This window comes from Nocardia sp. CA-151230 (genome assembly GCF_050942175.1).
Lineage (GTDB): Bacteria > Actinomycetota > Actinomycetes > Mycobacteriales > Mycobacteriaceae > Nocardia.
In genome coordinates this window covers 8,169,157-8,185,060 of sequence record NZ_CP192061.1, presented here as the reverse complement: position 1 = coordinate 8,185,060, position 15,904 = coordinate 8,169,157, and the positions used below count along the sequence as shown (strand labels likewise).

Here is a 15,904-nt window from a genome sequence, read left to right as displayed (position 1 = left end):
ACTGTCAGGCGTGTAGGACCAGTGCCAGCCCCTGGCCGACGCCGATGCAGAGGGCGGCCAGGCCCCAGCCGCCGCCACGCTGCCGCAGGCGGCGCGCCAGGGTCGTGACGATGCGTGCGCCCGAGGCGCCGAGCGGGTGCCCGAGGGCGATGGCCCCGCCATGGACATTGACGATGGCCGGATCCAGGTCGGGCCATTCGGCCAGGCAGGCCAGCGATTGCGCGGCGAAGGCCTCGTTCAACTCCACTGCCGACAGATCGGACCAGCCGATTCCCGCACGGCGCAACGCGATCTCGGCGGCGCGGGTCGGTCCGATGCCGAACAGGTCGGGGTCGACACCCGCCGCGCCCCGACCGGCCACCCGGGCCAGCGGTTCGCGCCCGAGCCGCTCCGCGGTGGCGGCATCGGCCAGCAGTAGCGCCGCCGCGCCATCGGTGAGCGGGGAGGCGTTGCCCGCGGTGACGGTGCCCTGCCGGCGGAACGAAGGTCGCAGCGCGGCAAGCTTTTCCGCAGTGGTGTCGGCGCGGACCGGTTCGTCGCGCGTCAGGCCGGTGCCCGGGGGCGCGCTCACCTCGTCGTCGAAGAAGCCGTCCGCCCAGGCGCGTGCGGCCCGGCGATGGCTGCGCGCCGCGAACTCGTCCTGCGCGGCGCGGTCGATGCCATAGCGCTCGGCCAGCAGCTCGGTGGATTCGCCCAGCGACACCGTCCATCGTTCCGGCATGGCCGGATTCACCAGCCGCCAGCCGAGCGTGGTGGAGTGCAGCGTCTCGTGCCCGGACGGAAAACCCTTGGCGGGCTTGGACAATACCCAGGGCGCACGGCTCATGGACTCGGTGCCGCCCGCGACCAGGAGTGCGGCGTCACCCACCTCGATGGCCCGCGATGCCTGGAACACCGCGTCCATCCCGGAGCCGCACAGCCTGTTCACCGTCGTCCCCGTCACGGTCGTCGGCCAATCCGCCAGCAGCGCGGCCATTCTCGCCACATTGCGGTTGTCCTCGCCCGCCTGATTGGCAGCGCCGAGGATCACGTCGTCGACCCGCGCGGGATCGAAATCGGTGCGCCGGGCCAACTCTCGCAGCACGTGCGCGGCCAGATCGTCGGGTCGCACACTCGACAGTGCGCCGCCGTAGCGGCCGAAGGGGGTACGGACGCCGTCGAGGAGGTAAGCCGAATTCATCGGGCCTCCTTCAACCGGCGCAATGCGGTGAGTTCCACGTCGGTCGGCGGGGGAGTGGTGGACAGGGATGCAGCCACCCGCAGCGGCCAGCCGGTCGCCGCGACCACCTGGTCGACCGTGACGCCCGGGTGCAGGGCGGTGAGCACCAGTTCCCGGGTGTCCGGATCCGGTCGCAGCACACCGAGATCGGTGATGATCAGGGTTGGGCCCGCACCGCGCAGCCCGAGCGCCGCTCGGTCGCCCGGACCACGGCCGTGTCCCACCGAGGTGACGAAGTCGACCCGGTCGACGAAATTGCGCCGGTTCTGCCGCATGACCACCAGCACGTCGCCGCAGGATGCCGCGATCTCGGGCGCTCCGCCCGCGCCGGGCAGTCGCACGGCGGGGGCGGCGTAGTCGCCGATCACGGTCGTGTTGATATTGCCGAACCGATCCAGTTGCGCCGCGCCGAGAAAACCGATGTCGATGCGCCCGGCCTGCAGCCAGTAGTTGAACATCTCCGGCACGCTCACGACCGCGTCGGCGGTGTCGGCGAGCACACCGTCGCCGATGGACGCGGGCAGCCGTCCGGGTTTCGCGCCGATCGCGCCGGATTCGTAGATCAGCACCAGCTCCGGCGCGTGCGTGCGGCGGGCCAGATTCGCCGCCGTGGACGGCAGGCCGATGCCGACGAACACACGCTGGTCGCCGGTCAGAGCGCGAGCCGCCGCCACGGTCATCATCTCGTCGGCGTCGTACTCCATCGTCATCGTGAAACCTCCTCGGCCTGAATGGAATCGAGCCAGCCGGAGAAGGATTCCCGGTCGCGGCCGACGGCGTCCCAGGCCGCGTAGGCGTCGTTGTCGCGCTCGTAATAGCCCTGCGCGTACGAGGGCCGGGCACCGCCGGGCACTACGGCGACGGCGTCGATCACCCAGTGCGGCAGCACGATTGCGCCCGGAAGCGGGGTCAGTTCGCCGACCACCTCCTCGACGGTGACCAGGCTGCGGCGCGCGGCGAGTACGGCCTCCTTCTGCACCCCCAGCAGGCCCCACAGCTGGACATTGCCGTGGCGGTCGGCGCGCTGGGCGTGGATGACGGTGACATCCGGATTCAGGGCGGGCACCGCGGCCAGCCGTTCCCCCGTGAACGGGCAGTCGAGGAAGGCGATGGTCGAGGTCACCCGGGCCAGATCGGTTCCGGCGTAACCGCGTAGCACCGCGAAGGGCAGTCCGGATGCGCCCGCGACATAGCGGTTGGCCATGCCCGCGTGACTGTGCTCCTCGATCTCGAGCGGGCGCGGCCAGTCTCGCTGGATCGCGTCGCGGAACCGGTGCAGCGAGCCGACTCCCGGATTGCCGCCCCAGGAGAAGATCAGTTTGCGGGCGCATCCCGCGCCGATCAGCTGGTCGTACACCAGGTCCGGGGTCATCCGCGCCAGCGTCAGATCGCGGCGGCGCTGGCGAATGATCTCGTGTGCGGCCGCCGTCGGGATCAGGTGGGTGAAACCCTCCAGGGCGACCGTCGCACCATCGGACACCAGGTCCCGCACGGCGTCGCGCAGAGCGGCGAATTCAGCCACGGTCCTCGCCTCCGGCGATCGGCAGCCCAGCATAGTTCTCGGCGAGTTCCCTTGCCGCCGAGGGTGAATCGACGACCCGGCGCAGCTGGGAGAGCTGGAGCTTGGCGTCGAAGTCGTCGCCGTGACGGTGCAGCATGGTCGTCATCCACCAGGAGAAGTGGGTGCTGCGCCACACCCGCCGCAGCGCGGTCTCGGAGTAGGCGTCGGCCGGCTCGGTCGAACCGTCACGCAGCAGTGCGGTGAGCGCGGGGGCCAGCACGGCCACGTCGGCGATGGCCAGATTCAGGCCCTTGGCCCCGGTGGGCGGCACGATGTGGGCGGCGTCGCCGGCCAGGAACAGACGACCGTGGCGCATCGGTGTGGTGACGAAGCTGCGCATGGGTAGCACGCTCTTCTCCAGGATCGGTCCCGTGCGCAGGGTCCAGCCGTCGAGCGCCAATCGGGCGGACAGCTCGTCCCAGATACGGTCGTCGCTCCAGTCCTCGATGCGCTCGCTCGGATCGACCTGCAGGTAGAAGCGGCTCACCTGTTCGGATCGCATGCTGTGCAGCGCGAATCCGTTCGGATGCCAGGCATAGATCAGCTCGTCGGTGGACGGTGGGACCTGGGCCAGTACGCCGAGCCACGCGAAGGGGTAGGCGCGTTCGACGGTCTGCCGCAGCCCGGCCGGGATCGCCTGTTTGCTGGGGCCGTGGTACCCGTCGCAGCCGACGACGACCTCCGCCTCCACTCGCCGGGCCGCGCCGGTGGCGTCGAAGAAGGTGATCGACGGACGGTCGGTGTCGACATCGTGCACCGCGACGTCGGTCGCCTCGTAGAAGGCGAGCTGGCCGGCCTCTTCCCGGACCGCCATCAGGTCGGCGGTCAGTTCGGTCTGGCCGTACACGTAGACCGCTTGCCCGGTAAGCTCGGTGAAGTCCAGATGCTGCCGTCGGCCCGGCCACTGCAGGTAGATGCCGCGGTGTTCGATCGCGGCCCGATCCAGTCGGTCCGCGGCGCCGGCCCGCCGCAGCAGGTCGACGCTGGCGGATTCCAGGATGCCCGCGCGGATACGGGATTTCACATGGTCGGCGGATTGGCGTTCGACGATCACGGATTCGATGCCCGCCAGATCGAGCAACTGCGACAGCAGTAGCCCGGCGGGACCGGATCCGATGATCGCGACTCGGGTTCGCATCTGTACCGAACTCCTCATCTGTGCTGGTGAAGTACGCACAGAATCGGTCCGCGGCATTCGGTGCCACTACGGCACTTCCATTCAATGAAAAGGTACCGACCGTCCGGGTGATTGCCCCGGCAGTATCCGATGGCGAGATTTCAACGACGAAACACGGAGAACCCATGTTGAGCCCCATCCGCGCCTGTGCCCCGGCCGCGATCAAGGCCCTGGCGGCGGCCACGGCCGTCGCGTCCGTCTTCACCCTGGCCGCGTGCGGCTCGGACAAGTCAGCTCCGGAGGCGATCTCACTGCACGCGAAGGCCGGACCGGCGGGCACCACATTCTGGGATGTGCAGGACAAGCCCGCCGCGGACGCCAAGGCCGGCGACATCTACTGGATCCAGCCGCGTACCGATGCGCCGGCGGACACGCAGGGCTGGAATGTCGTCTACGTGTCGGAGATCCAGCCCGGGGTGAAGAAGTTCGTCTCCGGTGAGATCTACGCGCCCACAGCGCATTCCGATCAGCCGCGGGACATGGTGCTGTGGAATCACGAGACCACCGGCCTGGCCGACGCCTGCGCGCCATCCCGCCGCAGCCTGTCCGACGGCGAACACTCCCGGGTCCCGGCCATCGAGGCGATGTTGAAGGCCGGCCACGTCGTCGCCATGAGCGACTACCCGGGCCAGGGCCTGCCGGGCCCGTCCTATTACATGGTCGGCGCGGTCAACGCGCGAGCCTCCCTGGACATGCTGCGCGCCGTCCACAATCTGCCGGAACTGAACGCCTCCAACCGATTCGTCGAATACGGCTGGTCGCAGGGCGGTCAGACCACCATGCGCGTGGAATCCCTCGCTCGCTCCTACGCACCCGAATTCCAGGGCGTCGGCGCCGCGCTCATCGCACCCGCGGTCCGCATCCGCGACCTCACCCTGCACTCGATGAGCGGCCCCGACAACGCCGGATATGTCATCTCCACCTTGCCCGGCATCAAGGCCGCATATCCCGACCTGCTCTACCGCGACTTCCTGAAGCCCGACGCGATGGAAATGCTTCCCGTCCTCGCCAATGGCTGCTTCGACGTCTGGGATGCCGCGGCCCCGCTGCGCGACGCCTATCAGCCCAACGCCCTGACCCCCGGCAGCACCTGGTGGAACGCCATGTCCGCCGTCGACGACTGGCAGCCCGCCGGCACCATGCCCTTCGCCGTCTACCAGGGCGTCGATGACACGGTCGTGCCGAAGGAGCTGACCCAGCGTGAGCGAACGGCCCTGTGCCACTCCGGCGTCGCCGTCGACTACAACGAATTCACCGGCCAAGACCATGAAACCGTCGTCCCCTCCGCCGCGGACCGCTTCCCCGCCTGGGCCGCCGACCGCTTCGCCGGCAAACCCGCCCCCACCAACTGCCCCGCCTGACCCGTACGGCCGCCATCGCCCAGGGCGGCCGACGGTGACGGAACTTGTTCAGTAGCTGACCGTTTCGGCGTCACGAATCCAGGTGACGCCGAAACGGTCCGTCTGCATCCCGAAGATCGGTGCCGGCGCAGGGGTGGTGCAGCATCTCTTCATTCAACGTTTCGGGATGGCGAACAGCCGGATGTCGGGCGCCAGCAAACTCAACGTCAATCGGAGATCATCATTGGCCCAGACGATTTCATCGCGCCGGGAAGAATGAGGCTCGGCGGAGCGGCCGAGCGCCGCGTCGAGGATGGGCGACAGCAGTATGAAGGTGTAACCGAGTCGCGGCTCGTCGTTGTCGGGTACCGGCATGGTAATCGGAATCTCCACCCCGATGACCTGGCCGTCACGCCAGTACAGGTATCCCTTGGCGGTACCCGGCCCGGTGCCGAGTTGGTACACACCGGGCCCGCATTCGCTGATCTGCCACCCGAACTTCCCGGCGATCGAGTTGGGATCGGATGTCCATGTTGGGTCGAGCGAGACCAGCCGCGCCACCAGCGCCACGATCTCGTCGTATTCGAGTCTCGGCCAGGTCGGGTTGGCCTCGGGCCTCGTTTGATCATCCGAGAATTCCCAGCGGTCACAGATGGTGAGTCCGACCGCGCGGACGCTGAGTTCGGCCAGGCCTCGCCATGCGGCCGGGGAGGCCGCGAACTCCTGCCCGGGCGTCATGAGCCACTCGTCGATCCCGAGCGTCCATTCACTCGTGCCGCTTCGCCAAAGGGCGAGTTTCGCGATCGCGAGGGTCCGACCGCCGGCCGCGCGGGTGCCCAGGACAGTGCCGATCGGGTCGGCTACCGCGCCGATTCCGGTCAGGCCCATGGCTTTACACAGTTCGTCGAGTTGTGGTTGGTCGAGCCGCCCGGTCAGGGTGAGCAGCAGACGATTCATGGTCGCTCCTGTGCGGGGATGCCCAGCAGTGGCAGCTCGAGGGGCCCGCTACCCGGCTCATAGTCCCAGGCGTCATAGGTCAGGCCGGCCGTGTCCGGCATCCGGTGAAAGTCGCGAAATCCGGTGACGATCATGTGGGCCAGTTGACGGTGGATCATCATGGGCACCGGCCACGGCAATTCGATCCACCAGCTGGTGCCATGATCGCTGTTTTCGGGCGGCTGCCAGCCGGCAGCGGTCATGAGTTCGGGATCGATGCCGAAGGCAATCTCGGGGTAGGCGCTCGACCTACCCTGAAATGTCGCCCAGAGGCTATCGCTGAACTGCGCCACCTGCGCCTGGACAGGCACTCCCCCAGGTCTGAGTCCGACAATGTTCACGACCGCTCCATCTGGTAGCACGGACAACTGGCGGGCGAGCCGATCGGTGATATCGTCCCAGCCTGTCAAAACTGCTCCTGGTCTTGAAACTTCACGATTCCATCGTGCCGGGCCAGGCGGGAGTCGGTGAAGAGCTCGAGGTTCACCGCGACCCGTATGGCTTCAGCATCAGTGTGGTCTTCGGTCCGGCCCAACGTATTTCGGGCCGCTCACCCGGAATATGAGCGGTCGGCGCACCGATCGCCGCCGCCGTTCCTGCGAATGTGTCGACGATGAGCGGGCGGATCGTCGACGAGGCCGTCGTCGGTGGTTCGTTCGGTGTCGGCGGTGAACTTCGAGATGTCCGCGGGCAGGTTACGTTCGCTGTTGCCTATTGATACCAATGCCGGTTCCTTGCGTGCGTGCGGGGCTGTGGTCACGAACGGGTCGGGGAGCTGGTTGTGTCACCGTTTACCGTTGCGGTGGAGAGCATTTCGGCGAGTTCGCATGCGACCCGTTCGCCGGATTCGATGGCTCCTTCGATGTATCCGGCATGTTCGCTCGCGGTCTCGCTGCCGGCCCAGTGGACGTTGCCCAACGGCTCCGCGGAGGCCGGAAAGTACCCCTCGTCGGACATCTGGAACGGCTACATGGACGGCGCAGTCCGTCCGGCCACCGCGCCGCAGCCGAGGTCCTCAACTGCCTGTGATCGAAACGGTTTCGCGGATGTGATGGTCGGCAGGTGCGGACAGAAGGGTGGACGCCCCGAACGCAGGGTCGTTGTTCGCCCGCCCATGGTAGGGGGATAGCCGGTCTTGGCCTTGCTGATGGCGACAGGCGGGTGGAACGGCGGGACTGGCCGTTCGTCTCACGACCCGAACCAGCGCCGCCGACGGTCTGCTGCGAACTCCGCCTTCTCCCTGGCGAATTCGACGGACGGTCCGAGGAACGGAGCCACCGGGGCCGGGCCGGACAGGAAGTCCGCTTCCACCTTCCCGACGAGGCCGCCGCCGAATTCGATGTGGCACGTGCCCTGTCCCAGGTACCTGCCCCCGCGCGGGCCGTCGTGCAGGCGGGCGATGATGTCCGCCGCGACGGTCCGCGCCGCCGTCTCGGCGAACACGCCCGCCCGGGGCACGGGGGCGTCCGCACAGTCGCCCAGCGCGTACACCCCCGGGTACGGGGTCGCAAGGGTGGCCGCGTCGACATGGATCCAGCCGTCCACCCCGCCCTCCGTCAGTCCGGAGGCCTGCACGACATCCGGAACCCGGTGGCGGGGGACCCCGACGAACAGGTCATAGGCGAGGTCGCCGTCGCGCGTCGACGCGGTGTGCGTGGCCGGGTCCAGAGCGCGCACCCGCGTTCCGGTCGTGTACTCGATGTCGCGGTCCGCGAGTGCGCCGACGATCGCGGTGTTGGAGCTGGGGGACACCGGGATAGGGGAGTCCATCGGGGTGATCAGTCGCATGCGGGTCGCGCTGCGCAGGTTGCGTCGCACCAGTTCCTCGTGGAGCAGCAGTGCACCTTCGTACGGTGCCGGTGGGCACTTGAACGGGACGCTGAGGATCGATAGCAGGACGGTGCCGCCGGTGAAGACGTCCAGGCGTTCACGCAGCCGGTGGACTCCCTCGAGCGAGTAGTACTCGTGACCGTCCTCGACGAATCCGGGGGTGGCACCGCAGTCGTACTCCGCACCCAGCGCGACGACGAGGGTGTCCGGCGCGTACCCGCCACGGTCGGTGGTGACCTTTCGGTTGGCGGGGTCGATCGCAGTGACCGTTTCGCGCCGGAACTCCACGGCCGGAAGGTTGAGAGTGTTGTACGGAATCCGTACGTCGTCGACAGTGCGGCCCCGGAACAGCACGTCCAATTTGGAGAAACCGAATACGAATCCGTCGGCACGGTCGACGAGTGTCACCCGGACCTCGTCCGGCACGGACCGGGACAGGCTGGCGGCCAGTTCGAGCCCACCGAATCCTGCACCCAGGATCAGAACGGTGTGCATCGTTCGAGTATGCGCCTGAGGATGCACGATGGACAGGACGTGCCGAAGCCGCGGTCCCGGGGTAGTGACTGGTAATGGCTACTTAGTTGGACCGTCGCAGCATCTCGGAAAACACCGCCATCGAGCGCACGATCTCGTGGCTGATCGGCTACCACCGGCTCAACCTGCGGTTCGAGCGCAAGCGCATCCACTTCCGCACCTTCCTCACCCTCGCCGCCGCACTCACCTGCTACAAGACGGCAGAGCGTTCCCGATAGTCGGACCGCACGATCTCAGGCACACGGCCGCATCTCTGGCGACCGGTGCCGGCGCGAACCCAAAAGCGGTGCAGGCCATGCTCGGTCACAAGTCCGCTGCGATGACCCCGGACACCAGCGCCGACCTGTTTCCGGACGACCCCGAATCCGTCGCGGATGCTCTCGACACTGCCGCACGGTCCGCACTTGCCAAAGCCGGGACGTACTGCGGACGGGAACCGACCATCACTGATCCAAATAGCTTCGAAAACGCAAACCGCCCATGACCTCGGAAGAGATCATGGGCGGTTTTTCGTTATGTGGACCTGACGGACCAGCATACGAACCGCGCGGTGCTGGTCGACGGGCCTGGCATCCTGATCCGTGCGGTGGGCAGACGACAGGGTGACCAATCCATCAGGCCAGTTACGACGAATCAACCGCATGATGTGCGACAAATCAACCAGTCATACTGCGACAAATCAACCAGCTATGTAGCGACGAATCAACCAGCTACTCGTGGAAATCCAGCTATGATCAGGCACGAAAGAGCGACTGTGGTCGGTCGTTTTCCTCGGTGAACGGAGCGAATGACCATGCAAACCCGACGCGGACCAGTCATCCCTCGACGCGCCGAAACGGCGGTCACCGACGCGCTGGCCGACACCCGGGTCATCCTCGTCAATGGAGCGAGGCAATGTGGCAAGAGCACCCTCGTCCGTCTCGTCTCGAAGGGCCGGGAAGCAGAATGGCGCGACCTCGACGTCGCCCTGACCAGGCAGGCCGCACTCAACGACCCGGACGGGTTCGTCGACTCGCCGAGCTTGATGGTGGTGGACGAGATTCAGCGGGCACCCGAGCTGTTACTGGCGATCAAGGCGCAAGTGGACGCGGACGGTCGCCCGGGCCGATACCTGCTGACGGGCTCGGCACGCATACTCGGGCTGCGTGCGCTGCCGGACACCCTCGTCGGTCGCATGGAGACCGTTGAGCTGTGGCCCTTTTCCCAAGGCGAGATAGACGGCACACCCGATGCCTTCATCGACGCGGTCTTCACCCACCGAGACACGTTGCGTCACACCACGACCGTGCCGCGAGCCGACTACGCCGAGCGGATCGTCCGCGGCGGTTTCCCGGAAGCTGTCGCGCGAAACACCGACAAGCGGCGGAGGACGTTCTTCGATTCCTATGTCGGCGACTTGATCACCCGTGACATCCGCCAACTGTCGGAGATCGAGCGCACCTCCGAGATGCGTGCCCTCCTGCAACTCGTCGGGGCCCGCTCCGGCCAACTGCTCGCGAACACCTCGCTCAGCAACGACCTCGCACTCGGAGCCTCGACGGTCAAACGTTATCTGACGCTGCTCGAAGAGGTCTACCTCATCAAACGAATACCGGCATGGTCCAGAAACCTGAGCAACCGCGCAACGATGATCCCGAAGGTCGCCCTCATCGACTCCGGCATCGCATCGAATCTCGTCGGAGCCGACGTGCGTAACATGCTGCGCCCCAACGGCCGATTCGGTCCTCTGCTCGAGGGGTTCGTGCTGATGGAACTCGCGCGCCAGCGCACCTGGTCCGCTGAGGACGTCGAGATGTACCACTACCGCACCAAGGACGGGGTCGAAGTCGACGCCGTCCTCGAAAACCGACGCGGCGAAGTCGTCGGCATCGAAGTCAAAGCCGCCTCAACCGTGGGACCGGACGACTTCCGCCACCTCCGCCACCTCGCCGAACGTCTCGGTGACGACTTCCTCACCGGCATCGTGCTCCACACCGGCCAACAAACGCTGCCCTTCGGACCGAAGATGCTCGCGATGCCCGTCAGCGCCCTCTGGGAAGTTCCGAACCCTGAACGCCAATCAGATTGAAAGCTCGACAATCAGTTTCGCTTGAATGACCAGCGCCGGAAAGACAGAAACGGCCCGACGTTGCCGCCGAGCCGTTTCTGGAGTGGACCTGACGGACCAGCATACGAACCGGGCGGTGCTGGTCGACGGGCCAGAAGTGATCATCCGGGCCGTGGGTGCCCGACCGGTCGCGGGCGGTGGTGTCCGATGACCGGCCACGACGATCGCAGGGCCGCGTTTGGGGCGGCGGATGGCGGTGCGTTTGGATCGGCGTCCGCTCGGCGTCCTATAGACGCCGCCCCAAACGCCGAACAGCGTGTCAGCATTCGCGCCGCTCAACACGACAATCCGAGGGTGGTGTCGAAATCCCGACTCAGTATCAATACTGAGGGTTCATCGCGTGGGAGGCAGCGCGGCGGCCGGAGGGCACACTGCGGCGGGCATCCGGATGCCGGCCCGTGGTTCCGTCTGCTCGATCGTGACCGTCGCCTTCTCTCACTTCTGAACGAACACAAGGTGTTGACCACCGACCAAATCGCCAGCCTGGAGTTCACCTCGATCCGCCGCGCGCAGGACCGGCTGGCCAAGCTGCGCGAGATGGGCATGCTGTTCGCCTTCCGTGAATCGCTCTATGGCGGTGGCACCAGCCAAACCCGCCACGCCCTCGGCTATCCCGGCGCACGGCTGATCGCGGCCCAGCGCGCCGAGAAACCACCAACCCCGGCTGCGTACGCGCTGAGTCTTGAGCGTCTGGCCTGTTCGCCGACGCTGGCGCATCGGTTGGGGGTCAACGGGTTCTTCTGCGCCCTGGCCGCGCGCCGCAACACCGCCCGCCAACCGGACACTGCACGGGTGGAGGGTCTGACGCAGTGGTGGTCGGAACGCCAATGCGCTGAGCAGTTCTGGACCTCGTTCGAGCGTGAACCCCAGATCCGCCCCGACGGCTACGGCTGCTGGGAACAGGATGGACGTGCGGTGCGGTTCTTCCTCGAATACGACACTGGTACCGAAACTCTGAGCACTCTTGCGGCCAAACTCGCCGACTATCAAGGATTCCCCACCGACCGGTTCGGGGTCCTGTTGTTCTCCGTGCATTCGGCCCGACGCGAAACTGGATTCAACACGGCGTTGCGTCGCGTTCTCGGCAGCGGTGACCTGGGCCTGGTGATCGCCAGCACCGCCCGCGACCTCATCCACCCAGACGGCCCGGCGGGACCGGTCTGGGCGCGGTGGACGCCCAAAGTCGGCGGTACAGTGGCCGATCGGCTCCGATTGGCCGAACTGCCCGAACGTGGACCACGAATCCCGCACCACCCAGCAGCGGTCAGCCCTACAGCGAGGCCGCATTCGACCACTACGACCCGCAGGTCCACGACCTGTTCATCCCCACCAGGCCGCAATCTGCCGTCCAGTACCCGCCCGCCGACTAATTGCAATGTCGGTGGGGTCTGGCAGAGTTCGGCTCATGTTGCAGGTTTGCTTGAACGGGGCCCGCGACCGTCGTGAATGCCGCGATCTGCCGATGACGGCCCGGGAGCTGGCTGCCGAGGCGCGGAGAGCGGTGGCTGCCGGTGCTGAGGATATTCACCTGCATCCCAAAGACACCGAGGGGCGCGACAGTTTGGAACCTGAGCTGGTCGGTGCGGCGGTCACCGAGGTGCGAGCGGCTGTGCCGGAGCACATCCAGGTCGGGGTCACTACGGGCGCCTGGACGGTCCTCGATCCGAGACATCGGACCGAACTTATCCGATCCTGGTCTGTGCTGCCCGACCATGCCTCGGTGAACTGGCATGAGGATGGGGCCGACGCGGTGGCCATAGCGCTGCTGGACCGCGGCATCGCTATCGAGGCCGGAATCTACTCCGGCACCGACGCAATCCACAGATTCCTCAAGTCACCGTATTCGCGCACGGTGCTGCGCGTCCTCGCCGAGGTCACGGATACCGACCCCGAGCAAGCTGCGTTTACGGCAATGGATTTGGTGAAGGAACTGGAGGGGAAGCTCGCCGCACCCGTACTGCTGCACGGTGAGAACGCCGGAGCATGGCCAGTCCTGCGGGTTGCCGCACGCCTTGGCCTGGACACCCGAATTGGTTTCGAAGACGTTCTGACACTGCCCAACGGCTCGGTAGCCAGCGACAACGCTGCCCTGGTCCACGCCGCGCGAGAACTCCTCGAAGCGCAAATAGATCCGCAGTGCTGAACATCCAGGCATACCCAACACCATCCCGAAACGGCAGACGATCCTGAGCGCGCCACCCGGCCTTAGATTTCGTCGAGCGATCCGGAGTCCGATCGGCCATCGGCTGGTCTTGACAGCGTCTCAGAGTGTCCATACGTACGTGTCCGGAGCGGGTTCGACGTACTGCAACAGGGCCCAATCGAAATGGGCCCAATAGACACGCTCGCGCCGGGTGTCGGGGTCGATTGCTTTGAAGACCGCGATGTCTCCGGGCCCGCCCCAGCCATCGATCATGTCGGTCGGTCCCAGTGTCCCGTCATGAATTTCGGTCCACGTGGACGACCAGGGTGTCAGGTCGTTGACAGATTCGAACTGCGGCCGCGGGCAATCAGGCCGCCGCAAAAGCTGTCTGAACAACTTGGGGTAGTTCGATACCTCCATCCACTCCATTCGCAGCTCGGGCCAGAACGGTAGATCCCATCCCGCATAACGGATCTGGCGGTCGCCGTGGTTTTCGAGCCGATCGGAATCCGGTGCGCCCCAAGCGGTGATGTACTCGGCGATCGAGTTGAAGTCGTTGGTTGCATCGGCGTACCACCACCGCTTCTCAGCGATCTCGGTCTCGACACGAGTCACGCCGAGCCGACCGAGCAGATCTGCACCCGGAGAAGGAACCCGCCTGGACATCGCGTGAAGCATCGACAACTGGAAGTCATACAGCGTCGTCACCGGTTCGCCGGTCATCGTCCCTCCCCGTCAGCACAATCCAAATTTAAGCTACCAGCGTGGTCGAAACACACTGCTGCTGAGTGCAGTTCAATAATGCCAGCTAGCGCGCGATGCTCCGTGCCGTCTCTCTGTTTCTGGTTTGACACCGTGCCCAAACGCTTATGATGGGTTGCACTCGAAGAACGCATGCCATGAGATGCGCAATGGCCGTTGTCGTCGGCCAAAGAACGGCAACCGCCACGAAACCGGCTCCGGCTCGCTACACATTCACGCGAGATCCTCGTAGATATCTGGGGACGCTTCCTCGCTGCGGCTACCGACGTAATATCGGAAGGCGCTGGGATACTGTCTGTCTCGTTCCTGGTACATCACAACGTAGCCCAGCAGGGCAGTTATCTGCCAGGAGTCACCGAGAGCCTCAGCAAGTAGACGGAAAGCACCATCAGCAGATAGATCTCCTTGCGGAAGCTCGACGAGAACATTCTCCAACGCTCGATCCCGGAGACCGTACCTGAATACGTAAGGAAGTTCGGACTTGAGTTGAACGAGCAAGCTATCAACCGAAATCAGCTCTGCTTGGCCATCGGTTCGCACGGACCACGACAGGTCGATCGGATAGAGCGCATCAAAATGTCCGCTCTTCAGGCGCGTAATGTCCCGTTGTCGGCCGGGGTCTTTGTTGCCGAAGCCGGCGTTGTTCCAGGGCAGTGTCTCGCCAAGCTTGTGCGATCGACGAAGAAGCAGGAATTCTGGCGCTACATAGGAAAGATCGTCATCTAGCAGCAGATAGTTGAATGACACATCGCTGATGTCGATGTTGCGGCGGCCCTCGATTTTGCGGCGGTGGTTTAGGAGTCGTTCAGGAACGGACCGATCTGACTTACCGACATATACCCGATCGCGCTCGCCATCCGCTGACTTTAGGTATATCTGATAGACACCGGGTCGATCGTCAAGCCTTGACAACGCTGCGTCCGTCAGGCCGTGAACCGGTTGCGCGGAAACTATCTTGAAGAATAGTTCCTCGCGCTCGGAAGGTATCAGGCGAAATGCGCTGGCCCCGTTCGCAGGTGGTCGATAGGCGGCGTTCTGGGTGAACGTGTACAGATCAACAGTGTCGGTCCCGCGCTGGTTCGGTTCGGGCAGATCACGCTGCCTCAACAAGCGCCAAAGCTCCTGGTAGAGGTGACTCAGGGCGAGTGTTGGCGGGCCACCTGGAACCCCTTGCCGGACAACATCGCGGAATGCGCCTGTGAACGATGTGCAGGCCGAATCTTGTTCGGCCAGAGCTGGAACGTGAGCCGTCCGATCGGCCGCGGTGAGTGTGTACACCCCTCGCACGTCGGTGGCCGAAGCCAGTTCGCCGTCCCCAGCCGGCGACAGGCCATGGATCACTCGTCCGGAATAGCAGCAATCCAATATCACCAGTTTGACGCGCGCAGGCGAGTTCAGGAAGATACCCCGCACCTTGGCAAACTCAAGGCCAGTCAGGTCAGGATCTCGGTGTCGAGTGCTGCCCGTTGCAAGACACAGTTCGCCTTTGTCTGTGAGCACACCGTGGCCGACGAAGTACAGCAGAAGCGTACCGGTCGTCTCTTCCGCCAGACGACGAAGCGTCAGGGCCAATTCGACGGCGTCACGGCAGTTTTCCAGAACCGTCACCCGGTCCTCCGGCCAGCGGCACAGCTCCGAATCCCTGAGTAGCTCGTCCATCGCATGAAGGCTGTTGACAGCCGCGGGCACATCCGGAAGCGCCTCGTCGTCGTAGCGTCCCACCCCCACCAGAATGGCGCGCGAATCCGAATGTGGTTCGCGATCAGGCTCCATCGTGTTCGCCTAGGAAGCGGCGAATCAGCGCCTCAGCGGCGACTGTATCGTCGGTCTCCAGCTCCAGACTTCGGTCAGCTTGAGTGATGACAATCCGCACTTTGGTGTGTGCCCGACGGCTCTGCAGCCAGCTGGTCAGCGATCCGGCGAGAACGGTGGCGATTCCCCCCGAGCCCATCGCGACAGTGATCAGGTCGATGACGCCGCCGAGCTCTCCTTCTGCCGGGGGATTGCTGTTCAGCTGGACACGCCCATGAAGACCGCGTTCGTTACGAAGCCACTCGACCAAACCGAGCGAATCGTCCACCGACCGAGCCGAATCCAGGCTTATCCGCACATCCTCGTTGGCGTACATGCTGGTGCCGTCCCCCACGTCCGATCTTGAAATGCTTTGTTGAATGCGAGGATTCACACTACACAGCAGATACCCCGCACCCGGACCAACCGGCAAATCTGATCGCG

The 15,904-nt window shown here is 65.4% G+C and carries 17 protein-coding genes; 6 read left to right on the top strand and 11 right to left on the bottom strand.

All coding sequences use genetic code 11. The annotated features are described in order from the left end of the window. Positions 1 to 4: 4 nt before the first annotated feature. The 4 genes from ACQP1O_RS38505 to ACQP1O_RS38490 are packed head-to-tail and all read right to left on the bottom strand — an operon-like array spanning position 5 to position 3,918. A complete protein-coding gene (locus ACQP1O_RS38505) occupies positions 5 to 1,180 on the bottom strand; it encodes a thiolase family protein (RefSeq protein ID WP_433563226.1) in 1,176 nt (391 codons plus the stop codon). Then, positions 1,177 to 1,929, bottom strand: a complete 753-nt coding sequence (locus ACQP1O_RS38500) for a CoA-transferase subunit beta (protein WP_433563225.1) — start codon at positions 1,927 to 1,929, stop codon at positions 1,177 to 1,179. Before ACQP1O_RS38500 ends, ACQP1O_RS38505 begins: the two co-directional genes overlap by 4 nt. Further along, complete coding sequence (locus tag ACQP1O_RS38495) at positions 1,926 to 2,741, bottom strand: CoA transferase subunit A (RefSeq protein WP_433563224.1); 816 nt, start codon at positions 2,739 to 2,741, stop codon at positions 1,926 to 1,928. Before ACQP1O_RS38495 ends, ACQP1O_RS38500 begins: the two co-directional genes overlap by 4 nt. Further along, positions 2,734 to 3,918 carry a 4-hydroxybenzoate 3-monooxygenase gene (locus ACQP1O_RS38490; RefSeq protein ID WP_433563223.1) on the bottom strand — a complete coding sequence of 395 codons (1,185 nt, stop codon included), beginning with the start codon at positions 3,916 to 3,918 and terminating at the stop codon, positions 2,734 to 2,736. Before ACQP1O_RS38490 ends, ACQP1O_RS38495 begins: the two co-directional genes overlap by 8 nt. A gap of 164 nt (positions 3,919 to 4,082) precedes the next feature. On the opposite strand from ACQP1O_RS38490, the gene ACQP1O_RS38485 reads away from it, so the two are divergent. Next, positions 4,083 to 5,318: a lipase family protein gene (locus ACQP1O_RS38485; RefSeq protein ID WP_433563222.1), complete on the top strand. Its 1,236-nt coding sequence runs from the start codon at positions 4,083 to 4,085 to the stop codon at positions 5,316 to 5,318. A 153-nt stretch (positions 5,319 to 5,471) separates the two neighbouring features. Here ACQP1O_RS38485 and ACQP1O_RS38480 read toward each other — a convergent pair whose 3' ends face one another. The 4 genes from ACQP1O_RS38480 to ACQP1O_RS38465 form a co-directional block, all read right to left on the bottom strand. Then, entirely contained in the window at positions 5,472 to 6,254 is a 783-nt protein-coding gene (locus ACQP1O_RS38480; RefSeq protein WP_433563221.1) for a DUF6301 family protein, read from the bottom strand. Next, positions 6,251 to 6,703, bottom strand: coding sequence for a TY-Chap domain-containing protein (locus ACQP1O_RS38475; protein WP_433563220.1), 453 nt, complete (start codon positions 6,701 to 6,703; stop codon positions 6,251 to 6,253). Before ACQP1O_RS38475 ends, ACQP1O_RS38480 begins: the two co-directional genes overlap by 4 nt. Positions 6,704 to 7,049: 346 nt before the next feature. Further along, entirely contained in the window at positions 7,050 to 7,250 is a 201-nt protein-coding gene (locus ACQP1O_RS38470; protein ID WP_433563219.1) for an FAD-dependent oxidoreductase, read from the bottom strand. A 231-nt stretch (positions 7,251 to 7,481) separates the two neighbouring features. Further along, on the bottom strand, positions 7,482 to 8,618 hold the full coding sequence (locus ACQP1O_RS38465) for an NAD(P)/FAD-dependent oxidoreductase (RefSeq protein WP_433563218.1): 1,137 nt from the start codon (positions 8,616 to 8,618) through the stop codon (positions 7,482 to 7,484). An 86-nt stretch (positions 8,619 to 8,704) separates the two neighbouring features. Here ACQP1O_RS38465 and ACQP1O_RS38460 point away from each other — a divergent pair, with 86 nt between their 5' ends. The 5 genes from ACQP1O_RS38460 to ACQP1O_RS38440 all read left to right on the top strand — a co-directional run bounded on the left by ACQP1O_RS38460 (position 8,705) and on the right by ACQP1O_RS38440 (position 12,907). Next, complete coding sequence (locus ACQP1O_RS38460; protein WP_433568024.1) at positions 8,705 to 8,875, top strand: hypothetical protein; 171 nt, start codon at positions 8,705 to 8,707, stop codon at positions 8,873 to 8,875. Beyond that, complete coding sequence (locus tag ACQP1O_RS38455; RefSeq protein ID WP_433567933.1) at positions 8,845 to 9,141, top strand: tyrosine-type recombinase/integrase; 297 nt, start codon at positions 8,845 to 8,847, stop codon at positions 9,139 to 9,141. Before ACQP1O_RS38460 ends, ACQP1O_RS38455 begins: the two co-directional genes overlap by 31 nt. A gap of 303 nt (positions 9,142 to 9,444) precedes the next feature. Next, on the top strand, positions 9,445 to 10,725 hold the full coding sequence (locus tag ACQP1O_RS38450) for an ATP-binding protein (protein WP_433563217.1): 1,281 nt from the start codon (positions 9,445 to 9,447) through the stop codon (positions 10,723 to 10,725). Positions 10,726 to 11,220: 495 nt separating this feature from the next. Beyond that, entirely contained in the window at positions 11,221 to 12,210 is a 990-nt protein-coding gene (locus tag ACQP1O_RS38445; protein ID WP_433563216.1) for a replication-relaxation family protein, read from the top strand. After that, positions 12,170 to 12,907, top strand: coding sequence for a 3-keto-5-aminohexanoate cleavage protein (locus tag ACQP1O_RS38440; RefSeq protein ID WP_433563215.1), 738 nt, complete (start codon positions 12,170 to 12,172; stop codon positions 12,905 to 12,907). Before ACQP1O_RS38445 ends, ACQP1O_RS38440 begins: the two co-directional genes overlap by 41 nt. A 120-nt stretch (positions 12,908 to 13,027) precedes the next feature. Here ACQP1O_RS38440 and ACQP1O_RS38435 read toward each other — a convergent pair whose 3' ends face one another. From ACQP1O_RS38435 to ACQP1O_RS38425, 3 genes are all read right to left on the bottom strand, one after another. After that, positions 13,028 to 13,630, bottom strand: coding sequence for a hypothetical protein (locus ACQP1O_RS38435; protein ID WP_433563214.1), 603 nt, complete (start codon positions 13,628 to 13,630; stop codon positions 13,028 to 13,030). Between the two features lie 252 nt (positions 13,631 to 13,882). Further along, positions 13,883 to 15,442 (bottom strand): caspase, EACC1-associated type, encoded by a 1,560-nt coding sequence (locus ACQP1O_RS38430; protein WP_433563213.1) that lies wholly within the window; start codon positions 15,440 to 15,442, stop codon positions 13,883 to 13,885. After that, entirely contained in the window at positions 15,432 to 15,797 is a 366-nt protein-coding gene (locus ACQP1O_RS38425) for an effector-associated constant component EACC1 (protein ID WP_433563212.1), read from the bottom strand. The genes ACQP1O_RS38430 and ACQP1O_RS38425 overlap by 11 nt, the downstream gene beginning before the upstream one ends. Positions 15,798 to 15,904: the final 107 nt, after the last annotated feature.